Source organism: Pseudarthrobacter sp. alpha12b (genome assembly GCF_054130495.1).
Window position 1 is genome coordinate 527,825 of sequence record NZ_CP196746.1, and the last position, 14,608, is coordinate 542,432.

Here is a 14,608-nt window from a genome sequence, read left to right on the forward strand (position 1 = left end):
GAGGATCACTGATGATTGACAAGGTTGTTGCCAGCGCTGACGAAGCGGTTGCGGATATCCCGGACGGCGCCTCGCTGGCGGTGGGCGGATTCGGCCTGTGCGGAATTCCGGTGGCCCTGATCGACGCCCTGCACCGCGCCGGCACCTCCGGACTGGAAACCGTCAGCAACAACTGCGGCGTGGACGACTGGGGGCTTGGCATCCTGCTCCGCGACGGCCGCATCCGCCGCACCATCAGCTCCTACGTGGGCGAGAACAAGGAGTTCGCCCGGCAGTACCTTGCCGGCGAGCTCGAGGTGGTGCTCACTCCGCAGGGCACGCTGGCGGAGAAGCTGCGGGCCGGCGGTGCCGGCATCCCGGCGTTCTACACCAAGGCGGGGGTGGGCACGCAGGTGTCCGACGGCGGCCTGCCGCAGAAGTACGACGCCAACGGCGGAATCGCGGTTGCCTCCGCACCCAAGGAAGTGCGCTCGTTCGGCGGAGTGGACTACGTCCTGGAAGAGTCGCTCACACCGGACTTCGGGCTGGTGCACGCCTGGAAAGGCGACCGGCACGGCAACCTGGTGTTCCACGCCACGGCCATGAATTTCAACCCGCTCTGCGCCATGGCAGGAAAAATCACCATCGCCGAGGTGGAGGAACTCGTGGAGCCAGGCGAACTGGACCCGGAACACATCCATACCCCCGGTATCTTCGTCCAGCGGGTGGTCCTGGCCCGGAACGGAGAGAAACGGATCGAAAAGCGGACGGTTGCCCTCACTGCGCCGCCCACGGGAAGCGGAATACCAAGCGGCAGCCAGCAGGCAGGAGCATGACCATGGATCCCAACAACACTGAAGCGCCGCGCCCCGAAGCTGTACGCCCGGAATACCGGAGGGCCCGTTCCCAGGAGCATGCGGGCGCCGGTGACTCCACGTCCGCCGCCGAAACGAAAGGCTGGACGCGCAATGAACTCGCTGCCCGGGTGGCCGGGGAACTTCGCAACGGCCAGTACGTGAACCTGGGCATCGGGATGCCCACCCTGATCCCCAACTACATTCCGGCCGGGGTGGAAGTGGTGCTGCACTCCGAGAACGGGATCCTCGGCGTCGGCCCCTACCCGGCCGAGGACGCCATCGATCCGGACCTGATCAACGCCGGCAAGGAAACCGTGACTGTCAACAGGGGAGCGGCGTTCTTCGACTCGGCAACATCCTTCGGCATGATCCGGGGCGGCCATGTGGATGTCGCCGTCCTTGGGGCCATGGAGGTGGCCGCCAACGGGGACCTGGCCAACTGGATGATCCCCGGAAAGATGGTCAAAGGCATGGGCGGCGCCATGGACCTGGTGTTCGGGGCCAAACGGGTCATCGTGATGATGGAGCACGTGGACCGCAACGGCAATCCCAAGATCGTCCAGGAGTGCTCACTGCCGCTGACCGGGAAGGGCTGCGTGGACCGGATCATCACCGACCTTGCCGTCATCGACGTGGTCAGGGACGGCGGGTCACCGCGGCTGGTGCTGCGCGAACTGGCCCCCAATGTCTCCGCCGAGGACGTGGTGGCAGCCACCGGCGCGGAGCTCTTCGAGGAAGACCAGGAACTCACCGTATGACCGGCAGCAGCGAAAAGGACGACGGCGCCCGGCGGGTCATCGAGCAGCGCGGCCTGTATTTCGACGAACTGGAGGACGGCCTGGTCTATGCCCACCGCCCCGGCCGGACGGTGACCGAAACGGACAACGTCCTGTTCAGCACCCTGACCATGAACACCCAGGCACTGCACCTGGACGCAGCCTGGAGCGCCGGGCAGCCGTTCGGGCAGCGGTTGATGAACTCCATGTTCACCCTTGCCACCATGGTGGGCCAGTCCGTCACCCAGCTGACCCAGGGGACCATCATCGCCCAGCTCGGCCTGACCGATGTCTCCTTCCCGCACCCGCTGTACCACGGGGACACGCTGTACACGGAGACAGTCATCACCGGCCGGAGGCTTTCGGCCTCACGCCCGGGGCAGGGCATCGTGACCATGGCACATACCGGGCGCAACCAGGACGGAACGGTGGTGGCACGGGCAACCCGGAGTTGCCTTATGTGGACCCGGGAGGCGCACCTGGAGGTGCAGCGCGGCCAAAACATCGGAGAATAGTCTCATGACCTTTGTGATGGGCCCCGCCCTGCTTTTCTGCCCCGCCGACCGTCCGGAGCGCTACCAGAAGGCGTCCGCCCGGGCGGACGCCGTAATCCTGGACCTTGAAGACGCGGTGGCGCCGGCGGACAAGCAGCGGGCCCGCGGTGCCATCCTGGCCCAGCTGGGCACCACGGGGGTGGAACCGGAGCTTGAGCCCAGCTGCACCATTGTCAGGGTCAACCCGGTAGGTACAGAGGACTTCGAAAAGGACCTGCACTGCCTGGCCCATACCCCCTACCGCACCGTGATGCTGGCCAAGGCTGAATCGGCCGAACAGCTCAAGGCGCTGGAGGGCTACCAGGTAATTGCGCTGTGCGAAACGGCGACGGGCGTGCTCAACGCACCGGCCATCGCCGCCGCCCCCAACGTGGTGGGCCTGATGTGGGGGGCCGAGGACCTGCTGGCCAGCTTGGGTGGTACTTCCAGCCGGAAGGACGACGGCGGCTACCGGGCGGTGGCGCTGCACGCCCGCTCGTCAGTGCTGCTGGCAGCGCGGGCCCATGGCAAGGAAGCGGTGGACGCGGTCTACACCAACATCCCCGACCTCGACGGACTGGCGGCCGAGGCCGCCGACGCCATTGCCTCGGGCTTCAGCTCCAAGGCCTGCATCCATCCCAGCCAGGCGGCGGTGGTCCGCAAGGCCTATGCACCCTCGGAGGACGAGGTGGCGGCAGCCCGTGCCTTGCTGGACGCTGCAGCCTCGGCGGGGTCGGGAGTTTTCCAGTACCAGGGAAAAATGATCGACGGCCCCATCCTTAAACATGCCCAGGAGATCGTCCGCCGCGCCGCTGTGGACGCATAGCTACCGCTGGCGCCCCTCCGGCCGCCGCAGGGATGTGGCAGGGATGGGCTCGTACAGCAGTGTCCGCACCCAGCGGTTCCCTGTCTCCCGGAACTCCTTCCGGCTGGCGAAGCGGTAATGGAAACTGCGCACGCGCACCCAGCGTGGTGCGGCGCCGTCGAACGGGTCATGCCGGAGCAGCCGCAGCATCTGCCGGTCCGCCGCCAGCAGCTTGGCAAGGAACGCGTAAAACCATTCCTCGTGCACGCTCCGCAGCGGCAGGAACCACATGAGCCAGTCCAGCCGCAGGTGGTACGGGGCCCACTGCTGCGGAACCCGGCGTACGTCCCCGGGCTTGCCCTTGAAGCCGTACTCGCGCCAGTCCGGACTGTCGTCGGGGTCCTCGTCCAGCGTGCCTTCCACCACGATCTCGATGCGCTGTTTGGTGACGGTGCCGAACGCCCCGTAGGCGTTGACCAGCTGCCACCGGTTGAAGCTGGCATTCATCAGCTGCCGGCGGGAGAAGAGGTTCCGCAGTGGCCAGTAGCTCAGCACCAGCAGCAGGAGGGACGCCGCCAGGGTGATGGCCAGCCACCACACCGGGGTCTCCGGCTGGGCTCCCGTGGCGGCATTCCAGTCCGCCGGGATGGCAGGGATCACGGCGTGAGCCACGGGATCGCTGATGGCCGCGAAGGCCAGGACTATCGCCATCCAGTTCAACCAGGCGAAGTTGCCGCTCGCCACCAGCCACAGCTGGGTCACCACCACCACTCCCGCCGCCACTCCGGCCACCGGTTGCGGCGCGAACAGCAGGAACGGCACCACCAGTTGGGCAATGTGGTTGCCTACCACCTCGATGCGGTGCAGCGGCTTGGGCAGGAGGTGCGCCTGCCGGCTCAGTGGCCCGGGCATGGGCTGGGTCTCGTGGTGGTAGTACAGCGCCGTCATATCGCGCCACTCCCGGCCGCCGCGGATCTTGATCATTCCCGCCCCGAATTCCAGCCGGAACACCAGCCACACGACCAGGATCAGGATGGTCCGGGGCGGCTCTGTCTGGTTTGAGCCCAGGAAACCAACGGTAAAGCCCGCCTCCAGGAGCAGCATTTCCCAGCCGAACCCGTAGAACGTCTGGCCCACATTCACGATTGACATATACAGCAGCCACAGGGCCAGGAATGCAATCAGCGGAACCCAGGGCGGACCCGCCTGCGGGAGCCCTGCCACGAGCAACGCCGACACCACCAGGCCGGCTGCACAGACCCCGCGCAGCAGCTTGTCGGAGTAGCGCCAGCGGAACAGCGTGGGCCGGCGAAAGCGGGTGAACGCGGCAAGGAACTCCGGCACCGGGAGGAGGCCGCGCTCGCCGAGCAGGGCTGGGAACTGGTTCAGCGTGGACAGGAACGCAACAAAATACAGCGCCGCGACACCCCGTTGCAGCACCTGCCGAGCGAACTCGTACTCCGGCGCGTCAAACCACGACAGCCAGTCCACGCATTCCACGTTACGCCCGGTCACGCGGGGGTCAAGGCGCAGCAGCAGGCCAGGGGCGCAAGCAGGCACGGAAGGGTGCGGGATACTTAACCAATGCAGCCACGCAGAATCGTCCTCCTCGGATCCACCGGTTCCATCGGCACCCAGGCGATTGACGTCGTCGACGGCGCCCCGCACCTGTTCGAGGTGGTGGCACTCAGCGCCGGGGGCGGCAACCTGGAGCTCCTGGCCCGGCAGGCGGTCCACACCGGCGCGGCAACGGTGGGAATCGCCGGCGGCGACCCCGGCCGCCTTGAAGCGCTGATCCGTGACGCCGCCGCCGCAGCGGGCCGGCCAGGGTACCGGCCGGACATCGTGGCAGGCCCGGACGCTTCTGCCCGGATCGCCGCCGTGGAAGCGGACGTGGTGCTCAACGGCATCACCGGTTCCATCGGCCTGGCGCCCACGCTCGCCGCCCTCAAATCCGGCGCCACCCTGGCCCTTGCCAACAAGGAGTCGCTGATCGTGGGCGGCAGCCTGGTCAAGGCTGCGGCCAGGGATGGCCAGATCGTGCCGGTGGACTCGGAACACTCGGCGATTGCCCAGTGCCTGCGCTCCGGGACTGCCAATGAGGTGGACAAACTCATCCTCACCGCTTCGGGGGGACCGTTCCGCGGCAGGAGCCGGGAGGAACTCCACGGCGTCACCCCGCAGGAGGCCCTGGCCCACCCCACCTGGGACATGGGCGTGATGGTCACCACCAACTCGGCCACGCTGGTGAACAAGGGCCTGGAGGTTATCGAGGCGCACCTGCTGTTCGATATTCCGCTGGACCGGATCGACGTCGTGGTGCACCCCCAGTCCGTGGTCCACTCCATGGTCCAGTTCGTGGACGGCTCCACCATCGCCCAGGCCTCACCGCCGGACATGCGCCTGCCCATCGCCCTGGGGCTTGGCTGGCCGGCCCGCGTGCCCAACGCCGCCAGCCCGTGTGACTGGACCCAGGCTGCCACGTGGACCTTCGAACCGCTGGACACGGAAGCCTTCCCCGCCGTCGGTCTGGCCAAGGACGCCGCAAAGCAGGGGAGTACCTTCCCTGCCGTCTTCAACGCGGCCAATGAGGAGGCGGTCACGGCGTTCCATGCCGGCCGGATCCGGTTCACCGACATCGTGGATACCGTGGACAGCGTGCTCAGCGAACACTCAGGTTCTTCCGGGCTTACGGTGGAATCGGTGCTGGATGCTGAAAAGTGGGCACGCGCCCGCGCCCACGAACGTTTAGCAGTCAGCAGTCTCTAGGAAGCAGCAGCACCTCCATGACCCCTGTCCTACTTTTCATCCTCGGCGTCGTCTTCGTCGCGCTTGGCATCGCCGTGTCCATTGCGCTCCACGAAGTGGGGCACCTGGTGCCCGCCAAGCTCTTCAAGGTCCGCGTCACCAAGTACATGATCGGGTTCGGGCCGACACTGTGGTCACGCCGGAAGGGCGAAACCGAATACGGGGTGAAGGCCGTCCCGCTGGGCGGCTACGTCTCCATGATCGGCATGTACCCGCCCAACAAGGAGGACGGCTCGGTCCGGCCCTCCAGCACGGGCATGTTCCAGACGCTGGCCACCGAAGCCCGCTCCATGGCCCACGAGGAAGTTGGGGCCGGCGACGAAAACCGGGTCTTCTACCGGCTGCCGGTTTGGAAGAAGGTGATCGTGATGCTGGGCGGGCCGGCCATGAACATGATCCTTGGCGTGCTGCTTACCGCCGTGCTGCTGATGGGTTTTGGCATTGCCACGGCCACCACCACCATCTCTGATGTTTCGAAATGCCAGGTGGCCGCAGGACAAACCGTCGATCCCGATTCCGCCGACTGCCAGCTGACGCCCGCCGCCGCGGCCGGGCTGAAGCCCAATGACACCATCACCTCCTTCGACGGCAAGCCCGTCACCAGGTGGGACCAGTTGACGGAATGGATCCGCGCCTCCGCCGGCAAGGAAGTTGCCATCACGGTGCAGCGGGACGGCAACCCGGTATCCACCACCGTGACCCCCGTCCTGTCGGCCCGGCCAGTGATGGGAACCGACGGACGGCAGGCCACCGACGCCGCCGGCAACCTCCAGTACCAGGACGTCGGATTCCTTGGCATCGGTGCGCAGACGGCGCTGGTGCCCCAGCCGGCGTCGTCCGTCCTGCCCATGGCAGGGGAGAACATCCGTCAGGTGGCCGGCGTTGTCTTCAACCTGCCCGCGCGCGTGGTGGGGGTGGCGAAGGCAGCGTTCAGCGAAGAGCCGCGAGACCCCAACGGTCCCATCAGCGTGGTGGGCGTCGGCAGGGTTGCCGGCGAGGTGGCAGCCATGGAGGCCATACCGCTGCAGTCCCGGGTGGCAACCCTCGTGGGCCTGCTGGCCGGCCTGAACTTTGCGCTTGCGGTGTTCAACCTGATCCCGCTCCTGCCGCTGGACGGCGGCCACGTTGCAGGTGCCCTGTATGAGGGCGCACGCCGGCAGATGGCAAAGCTGCGCGGACGTCCGGATCCCGGGGCCTTCGACATCGCCAAACTGCTTCCCGTCACCTACGTGGTGGCAGCGCTGCTGATGGGCATGAGCGCGCTGTTGATCTACGCGGACATCGTCAAGCCAGTCAACCTCTTCGGTTAGTCACCCAATACCGGACGACTTCAAAAAATCAGCCAAATCTGATTGATTGATGGAACTCAACCGCCTATGGTTGAGCAATGTTCGTCATGACTATTGACCAACGCGGAAGCACCGGGGACCAGGACCGCGTACCGGCCCTGCTGGCGCAGGTTGCACGCCTTGGACTCCCGGGAACCGAACGGCCTGTCTTCGATCGTTCCGTCGGGGATGAAGTCCAAGGGGTGGTGCGGGATGCCTCCGCCGTGGTGGAGATTGCCCTGCACGCGCTCCGCGACGGACGCTGGTACGTGGGGATCGGCGTCGGAACCGTATCCCTCCCGCCGCATGCCAGCCCCCGGGAAGGCGCCGGCACCGCTTTCGTTGCCGCCCGGAAGGCCGTTGAGCTTGCCAAGGGCGCCGGGTCCCAGGTGCCGTTGTCAGTGGTGCCGGGCACCATGGCAGGGGAAGCGGCCAGGGGCGTCCCTGCCGGGGAAGGGGCGCAGGCGTGTGCCAATGCGGAGGCGGTGCTCAGGTTGCTGGGCCGGCTTGTCCAGGAACGTACGCAGGCCCAGTGGCGGGTGGTGGATGCCCTGCGCCGCCTGGGTGCGCGCGGCCAGGGCCAGGGCCGGCACGGAAGCCAGAAGCAGGTGGCGCTTGAACTCGGAATCTCGGAGCAGTCGGTGAGCCGTACCGTGCTTCGCTCCGGGTGGCAGGAAGAATGGGCAGCCAGGCCGGCTGCTTCGATGCTTCTTGGTTTTGCCGATTCCCAGGTTGTCCAGGCCCCGTAGGGGCCCGCGGACCGGATTGAAGGAGACAGGTGACCGCACTTTGGGTGGCAGTGGCGCTGGTGGTGGCGGGCTTCGCCGGCTGGCCGGTCACCGCGCTGGTGTTCAAGCTCGCCCGGACCATTGACGACAGAGCAGACGCTGCCAAGGCAGCGGAGGAAGCCCGAAGGGCGGAACGCGACCCCTCGGCTGACGTCACCGTCGACGACCCCTCACGCACCGCCGGCCGGGCAGCAGACCAGGCAGTGGACGGTGAGCTGACCGCCCCTCCTGCCGGGCCGGCGTCGGACGCTCCAGCTGAAGGACCCGCCCTGCCCAGCCAGCGCATCCTGCGCGGCGGAGCCATCATCGGTGTGCTGGAGCGCCTAGGCGTGTGCCTTGCCATTCTGACCGGCCAACCCGTGGCCATCGCTTACATCGTGGCCATCAAGGGCCTTGGCAGGTTCGCCGAGCTGAAGGAGACGCCGGTTGCCGCTGAACGCTTTATCATCGGGACCCTCACGTCCATGCTCTGGGCGGCCGGAACGGCTGCCGCAATCAAGGTCCTCTTCCTGCACTGAGTCCTTCTCCTGCGGCGGGTCCACTTGGTGCACGGATGTTCCCGCTGGGTGGGGTACAGGGACGGTACCAAGCCGGTCTTGGCGATAGGGTAGCGGTATGACAGTTTTTGCCGTTGAGTACGTTTATGCCGCCAACTCCACCGAAACCCGCAACGAGGTCCGGCCCGCACACCGGGAATGGACGGGCGGCCTGGCACAGGACAGCGTCATCGTGGCCAGCGGCCCCTACGGCGACGGCGCGGGTGCCCTGCTGATCTTCAAGGCATCAGATGAAGCCGCCCTCAACTCGATCCTCAAGCAGGACCCTTTCGCCGAAGCCGGCGTGATCGCCGGAACCCGCATCACGGAATGGTCTCCGGTCACCGGCTTGCTGGCCGGGATTGCCGCGTAGCCGCCTTTTTACCCTTTCAACTCAAGGAGTCCACGTGACCTCGGTCAGCCTGGGAATGCCGTCAGCACCACCGCCCGTCCTTGCCCCGCGCCGCAAGACGCGCCAGATCAAAGTCGGCTCGGTAGGCGTGGGATCTGATTTCCCCATCAGCGTGCAGTCCATGACCACCACGCCCACCACGGACATCAACGCCACCTTGCAGCAGATCGCCGAGCTCACGGCGTCCGGCTGTGACATTGTCCGCGTTGCCTGCCCGTCCGCTGACGATGCCGAGGCGCTGCCCATCATCGCCCGGAAATCCCAGATCCCGGTCATCGCGGACATCCACTTCCAGCCCAAGTACGTCTTCGCCGCCATCGAGGCCGGCTGCGCAGCCGTGCGCGTGAACCCCGGAAACATCCGCAAGTTCGATGACCAGGTCAAGGAAATCGCTGCCGCCGCCAAGGACCATGGCACCTCCATCCGCATCGGCGTCAACGCCGGCTCCCTGGAGCCGGGCATCCTCAAGAAGTACGGCAAGGCCACCCCCGAGGCGCTGGTCGAATCAGCAGTCTGGGAAGCATCCCTTTTCGAAGAGCATGGCTTCCACGACTTCAAGATCTCCGTGAAGCACAACGATCCCGTGATCATGGTGGCCGCCTACGAAATGCTCGCTGAAAAAGGCGACTGGCCCCTGCACCTTGGCGTCACCGAAGCCGGGCCTGCCTTCCAGGGCACCATCAAGTCCGCCACCGCCTTCGGGGCGCTCCTGTCACGCGGTATCGGCGACACCATCCGGGTGTCCCTCTCGGCGCCGCCGGTGGAGGAGATCAAGGTGGGCAACCAGATCCTCCAGTCGCTGAACCTGCGGCCCCGCAAGCTGGAAATCGTGTCCTGCCCTTCCTGCGGCCGCGCCCAGGTGGACGTGTACACTCTGGCAGAACAAGTGACCGCCGGGCTGGAGGGGATGGAGATCCCGCTGCGCGTGGCGGTCATGGGCTGCGTTGTGAACGGCCCCGGCGAGGCACGTGAGGCTGATCTTGGCGTTGCTTCCGGCAACGGCAAGGGCCAGATCTTCGTTAAGGGCCAGGTCATCAAGACTGTTCCTGAGAGCGCAATTGTTGAGACACTGATCGAAGAGGCCATGCGTATCGCGGAAGAGATGGGGGAGGCCGATGGCGAAGATGCTGTCAAGGGTAGCCCCGTGGTTAGCGTCTCGTAGGGACGCGGCAGACCCTGCCGGGCTTTCCGTCCGTACCCTTGACGGTCAGGACACTCCCGCGCTGACGTTGCTGGCACGGCAGGACCCGGTAACCAACGTGTTCATCCTGGCCCACCTTCGGGCCACGGGGACGGCGGCGCCCACCAGCGGAGGGGCCGGCGTCATCGGGGTTTTCGACGACGGCATCCTCACTGGTGCGTGCTGGGCCGGAGCCAACCTGGTTCCGGTCCAGCTCGATCCCGCCCTGGCCCCCCTGGTAGCGGAGGCTGCAAACAGCTCCGGCCGCAGGTATGCCTCCGCCTTCGGTCCGGCGGACGCGGTGCTGGCGCTCCATGCCGAGCTCGCAGAACTGGGCCACGGTGCCCACGAGGTCCGGGCAGACCAGCCCCTGATGGTCATCGAGGGACCGCCCCTGGTGCAACCCAATCCCGGCCTGGCCTTGGGGAACATCGCCGACTTCGACCGCATCCTGCCCGCCTGCGCCGCCATGTTCGAGGAAGAAGTGGGGTATTCGCCCTACCTTGGCGGCAGGGAGTTCTACAGCCGCCGCGTCGAGGGCCTCATCCGGCAGGGACACTCCATGGTCCACCTCAGCGACGCGGGGGAGGTGGTGTTCAAGGCCGAGCTTGGGGCAGTCACCGACGACGTCACCCAGGTCCAGGGTGTCTGGATGAACCCGATCTTCCGCGGCCAGGGATTGAGCGCCGGCTACATGTCGGCAGTAGTGGAAAAGGCCCAGCAGATCGCACCGGTGACCAGCCTCTACGTGAACGGCTTCAACACCAGGGCCAGGTCCACCTACGAGCGCGTTGGCTTCCGCCAGGTGGGGACGTTCGCTACAGTTCTTTTCTAGCCGGCAGCAGCTGGCGGGCCAGCTGAATATTGGGGGAAAAGTGAAGACGTCCGTGCTGGGAACTGTCGGGGCATCGGCCCTATTGGCCATAACAGTCGCCGCCTGCGGGGGGCCGTCCTCGCCGCAGGCCGCAGATTCCACCCCTGCAAGAGCAGGAGCGTCCGAAACGCCTGCGGCGACCCCCACTCCAACAGCAACGCCCACGCCAACCGCCAAGGCCTACACGGCCGGAGAGCTCGCTGCCATCGTGGGCCAGGTGCGGGACGCGGCCGACCGAAGGCTTTCCGTCCTGCCAAGCGGTGACATCGCCAGCACACTGGAGCAGACCAAAGCCATGATCGCCTCCATCGACGTCACGCCGGCGGAGTGCAAGGAACTCGCTGCCGCAAGCACAGTCCCCTCGGTGGATGGCGCCGCGATGGCGATGGGCATGAGCACCGATGCCGGTACCGGGGCCGTCACGGCACTGTCGCTGGTGGCGGGCCTGGATCAGGGCTTCCTCGCCAAAGTTGCCGACCCGTCGGAACAGCTGGCGAAGTGCTCCTCCATGACCATGACCGCCTCCGGCATGCAGATCGCGGTCACCGTCAAGCCCGTGGAAGGGGTGGGTGGACTGCCCGGTACCGTTGCCTACCGCACCGACAGTGCGTTGCCGGATGGCCGTACCCAGTCCACCGTCACAGCCCAGGCGGTCCAGCAGGGCGTGGTGCTAACCTCCGTTGCGTCCGGCGGCGAAAGCGAGGCCGACGCCGTCCGGCGGGCAGGTGCGCTCCTGGACTCGGCCGCCGCCCTGGTGAAGTGACCCGGTGTCAAGTACCACGGGCAAACGAATTCCCAAAGTCAAAACACTTGTCAAACGTGTGCGCGATCACATAAGTTCGATCTAGCTGCGCTGGAAGTGGGGTGGGCGGTCTCACCAGTCCTCACCAGTACTTAGGCGATAACGGCGTTGGGCCACGCCCGGATGCGATGACCAGCCCTATTGGGGGGCCAGGGGCTTTGTATTCCCGGGCGTGGCCCTACTGTGTCCGGGCACGGTCCGTGGTGGCTGCCTGCGACGCCCAGTCGGTGCCGCCGGGCGTGTGCCGGTAGATTAGTACCCAGACGAATTGTCCGGCCCTGCTGATCCAGCACTTCCCCAGAAACGGATACCACCCGTGGTCCTACGACTGTCCCAGCTTTTCCTGCGCACGCTGCGCGAAGACCCCGTCGATGCCGAGGTTGCCAGCCACAAGCTCCTGGTCCGCGCCGGCTACATCCGGCGCGCCGCTCCCGGCATCTACACCTGGCTCCCGCTGGGGCTGAGCGTCCTGCGCAAGGTCGAGGAAATCATCCGCCAGGAAATGACTGCCATCGGCGCCCAGGAAGTCCACTTCCCGGCCCTCCTGCCCCGGGAGCCGTACGAAGCGACCAACCGCTGGACCGAATACGGTGAGGGCCTGTTCCGGCTCCAGGACCGCAAGGGCGCCGACTACCTGCTGGCCCCCACGCATGAGGAGATGTTCACGCTCCTGGTGAAGGACCTGTACTCGTCGTACAAGGACCTGCCGCTGAGCCTGTACCAGATCCAGAACAAGTACCGCGACGAAGCGCGCCCCCGGGCAGGGCTCCTCCGGGGCCGCGAGTTCATCATGAAGGATTCCTACTCCTTCGACGTTGACGACGCCGGCCTGGACGCCAGCTACGCAGCCCACCGCGCCGCCTACCTGAAGATCTTTGAACGCCTCGGGCTCGAAGTTGTGCCGGTGGCAGCCACCGCCGGTGCCATGGGCGGGTCCAAGAGCGAGGAATTCCTGTTCCCCACCGAGATCGGCGAAGACACCTTCGTCCGCTCCGCAGGCGGCTACGCAGCCAACGTGGAGGCCGTCACCACGGTGGTCCCCGACGAGATCGACTTCACCAACGCCCCGGCCGCAGAAGTCCTGGACACCCCGGATACACCCACCATCGAGACCCTCGTTGCCGCTGCGAACCAAATTGCCCCGCGGGCAGAGGCCGACGGCGGCGCGTGGACTGCCGCGGACACGCTCAAGAACGTGGTCCTTGCCGTCACGCTGCCCACGGGTGAGCGGCAGTTGGTGGTCATCGGTGTCCCCGGGGACCGCGCAGTGGACCTCAAGCGCGTTGAGGCGAACATCGGCGCCTTCCTGCCGATCGCAGGCGAGATTGGACTCGAACAGGCCGGCGAGGAGGACCTCAAGAAGCAGCCGCTGATCGTCAAGGGCTACCTGGGCCCCGGGCTTTCCCTGGACCAGGCACTCCTCGGTTCCGAAAGCGCAACCAAGCTGCTGTACCTCGTGGACCCGCGGGTGGTCAGCGGCACCGCATGGATCACCGGAGCGAACCAGGCCGGCAAGCACGTCTTCGGCCTGGTGGCCGGCCGCGACTTCGGCTGGGACGGCGCCATCGAATGCACCGAAGTGCGCGCCGGCGACCCCTCACCCGACGGCTCCGGCCCCCTGGAGACCGCCCGCGGCATCGAGATGGGCCACATCTTCCAGCTGGGCCGCAAGTACGCCGAAGCCCTGGACCTCAAGGTGCTGGACCAGAACGGCAAGCAGGTAGTGGTCACCATGGGCTCCTACGGCGTCGGAGTCACCCGGGCCGTGGCCGCCCTGGCGGAGGCCAACCATGATGACCGCGGACTGGTCTGGCCGCGCACCGTGGCTCCTGCCGATGTTCACGTGGTGGCCGTGGGCCGCGGGGAGGAGATCTTCCAGGCAGCGGAGAAGCTCTCCGCTGAACTCGAAGAAGCCGGCCTGTCCGTCATCTACGATGACCGCCCCAAGGTCTCGCCCGGCGTGAAGTTCGGCGACGCGGAACTGGTGGGCGTGCCCACTATCCTGGCCGTGGGCCGGGGCCTGGTGGACGGCGTGGTGGAGATCAAGGACCGCCGCAGCGGGGAAGCCGAGAACGTGGCAGTGGACAAAGCCGTCGACTACGTGGTCAACGCCGTCCGCGACCGGTGATCTCCGGCTTCGAGTCGATCCAGCTCACCACCATCATCCTGATCGTGGTGGCTGGATTCGCAGCCGGCTGGGTTGATGCGGTGGTGGGCGGCGGAGGCCTCATCCAGCTTCCCGCGCTGCTGTTGGTTCCCGGCATTGCACCCGTCCAGGCCCTGGCCACCAACAAGATGGGCTCCATCTTCGGGACCGCCACCAGCGCCGCCACCTATTACCGGAGGGTAGGGCCGGACCTTCGGACTGCCGTGCCCATGGCCGTCATAGCCCTGGCCGGCAGTTTCGGCGGGGCGAGCCTGGCGGCCACCCTTCCGGCCGGGGTCTTCAAGCCCATTATCGTGGTGGCGCTTGTCGCCGTCGCGCTTTTCACCGCACTTAGGCCCAGCGTCGGAGAGCTGACGGCGCTGCGGCACGAAGGCCACAGGCACTACGTCGTCGCCTGCCTCATCGGCGCGGTGATCGGCTTCTACGACGGCCTCATCGGTCCCGGGACAGGATCCTTCCTTGTCATCGCGCTGGTGTCCGCCATGGGCTATGCCTTCCTGGAGGCGAGCGCCAAAGCCAAGATCGTGAACATGGCCACCAACGCCGGCGCGCTGCTGTTCTTCCTCCCGCACGGGTCCATCCTGTGGGGAATCGGCCTGCTGCTTGGCGGAGCGAACATGGCCGGCGGCTACCTTGGCGCCCGCACCGCCGTGCAGCAGGGCAGCAAGTTTGTCCGGGTGGTTTTCCTGGTGGTTGTCGCGGCCCTGATCGTCAAGCTCGGCTACGACGTCTGGCAGGAAAACTTCGCCTGATCCGGGCTGGA

15 protein-coding genes are annotated in these 14,608 nt (G+C 66.7%); 14 read left to right on the plus strand and 1 reads right to left on the minus strand.

All coding sequences use genetic code 11. The features are described from left to right. Positions 1-11: 11 nt before the first annotated feature. From ACTAQI_RS02315 to ACTAQI_RS02330, 4 genes are read left to right on the plus strand one after another with little or no spacing between them, the layout of a single operon-like run. Positions 12-815, plus strand: coding sequence for a CoA transferase subunit A (locus ACTAQI_RS02315; protein WP_457949283.1), 804 nt, complete (start codon positions 12-14; stop codon positions 813-815). After that, positions 812-1,594 carry a CoA transferase subunit B gene (locus tag ACTAQI_RS02320; protein ID WP_457949284.1) on the plus strand — a complete coding sequence of 261 codons (783 nt, stop codon included), beginning with the start codon at positions 812-814 and terminating at the stop codon, positions 1,592-1,594. The genes ACTAQI_RS02315 and ACTAQI_RS02320 overlap by 4 nt, the downstream gene beginning before the upstream one ends. Then, positions 1,591-2,127: a MaoC family dehydratase gene (locus ACTAQI_RS02325; protein ID WP_457949285.1), complete on the plus strand. Its 537-nt coding sequence runs from the start codon at positions 1,591-1,593 to the stop codon at positions 2,125-2,127. Before ACTAQI_RS02320 ends, ACTAQI_RS02325 begins: the two co-directional genes overlap by 4 nt. A 4-nt stretch (positions 2,128-2,131) precedes the next feature. Beyond that, complete coding sequence (locus ACTAQI_RS02330; RefSeq protein ID WP_457949286.1) at positions 2,132-2,971, plus strand: HpcH/HpaI aldolase/citrate lyase family protein; 840 nt, start codon at positions 2,132-2,134, stop codon at positions 2,969-2,971. On the opposite strand, the gene ACTAQI_RS02335 is transcribed toward ACTAQI_RS02330, so the two are convergent. After that, the gene (locus tag ACTAQI_RS02335) at positions 2,972-4,441 is read right to left on the minus strand and encodes a lipase maturation factor family protein (RefSeq protein WP_457949287.1); all 1,470 of its coding nucleotides are present in this window, start codon (positions 4,439-4,441) and stop codon (positions 2,972-2,974) included. It lies immediately after the preceding gene. A gap of 93 nt (positions 4,442-4,534) precedes the next feature. Here ACTAQI_RS02335 and dxr point away from each other — a divergent pair, with 93 nt between their 5' ends. The 10 genes from dxr (at position 4,535) to ACTAQI_RS02385 (ending at position 14,597) form a co-directional block, all read left to right on the plus strand. After that, entirely contained in the window at positions 4,535-5,719 is a 1,185-nt protein-coding gene (gene dxr, locus ACTAQI_RS02340) for a 1-deoxy-D-xylulose-5-phosphate reductoisomerase (RefSeq protein WP_457949289.1), read from the plus strand. A gap of 17 nt (positions 5,720-5,736) precedes the next feature. Beyond that, positions 5,737-7,068 (plus strand): M50 family metallopeptidase, encoded by a 1,332-nt coding sequence (locus ACTAQI_RS02345; RefSeq protein WP_457949291.1) that lies wholly within the window; start codon positions 5,737-5,739, stop codon positions 7,066-7,068. 77 nt (positions 7,069-7,145) lie between these two features. Continuing rightward, a complete protein-coding gene (locus ACTAQI_RS02350; protein WP_457949293.1) occupies positions 7,146-7,835 on the plus strand; it encodes a MarR family transcriptional regulator in 690 nt (229 codons plus the stop codon). A gap of 29 nt (positions 7,836-7,864) precedes the next feature. After that, positions 7,865-8,392, plus strand: a complete 528-nt coding sequence (locus ACTAQI_RS02355) for a hypothetical protein (RefSeq protein WP_457949294.1) — start codon at positions 7,865-7,867, stop codon at positions 8,390-8,392. Between the two features lie 97 nt (positions 8,393-8,489). Next, complete coding sequence (locus ACTAQI_RS02360) at positions 8,490-8,783, plus strand: YciI family protein (protein ID WP_457949296.1); 294 nt, start codon at positions 8,490-8,492, stop codon at positions 8,781-8,783. A 34-nt stretch (positions 8,784-8,817) separates the two neighbouring features. Then, on the plus strand, positions 8,818-9,984 hold the full coding sequence (ispG, locus tag ACTAQI_RS02365) for a flavodoxin-dependent (E)-4-hydroxy-3-methylbut-2-enyl-diphosphate synthase (protein WP_457949298.1): 1,167 nt from the start codon (positions 8,818-8,820) through the stop codon (positions 9,982-9,984). Beyond that, a complete protein-coding gene (locus ACTAQI_RS02370; RefSeq protein ID WP_457950967.1) occupies positions 9,947-10,837 on the plus strand; it encodes a GNAT family N-acetyltransferase in 891 nt (296 codons plus the stop codon). Before ispG ends, ACTAQI_RS02370 begins: the two co-directional genes overlap by 38 nt. Positions 10,838-10,877: 40 nt before the next feature. Further along, positions 10,878-11,639: a hypothetical protein gene (locus ACTAQI_RS02375; protein WP_457949300.1), complete on the plus strand. Its 762-nt coding sequence runs from the start codon at positions 10,878-10,880 to the stop codon at positions 11,637-11,639. 355 nt (positions 11,640-11,994) lie between these two features. After that, positions 11,995-13,806 (plus strand): proline--tRNA ligase, encoded by a 1,812-nt coding sequence (locus ACTAQI_RS02380; RefSeq protein WP_457949302.1) that lies wholly within the window; start codon positions 11,995-11,997, stop codon positions 13,804-13,806. Beyond that, entirely contained in the window at positions 13,803-14,597 is a 795-nt protein-coding gene (locus ACTAQI_RS02385) for a sulfite exporter TauE/SafE family protein (protein ID WP_457949304.1), read from the plus strand. Before ACTAQI_RS02380 ends, ACTAQI_RS02385 begins: the two co-directional genes overlap by 4 nt. The last annotated feature ends 11 nt before the right edge of the window (positions 14,598-14,608 follow it).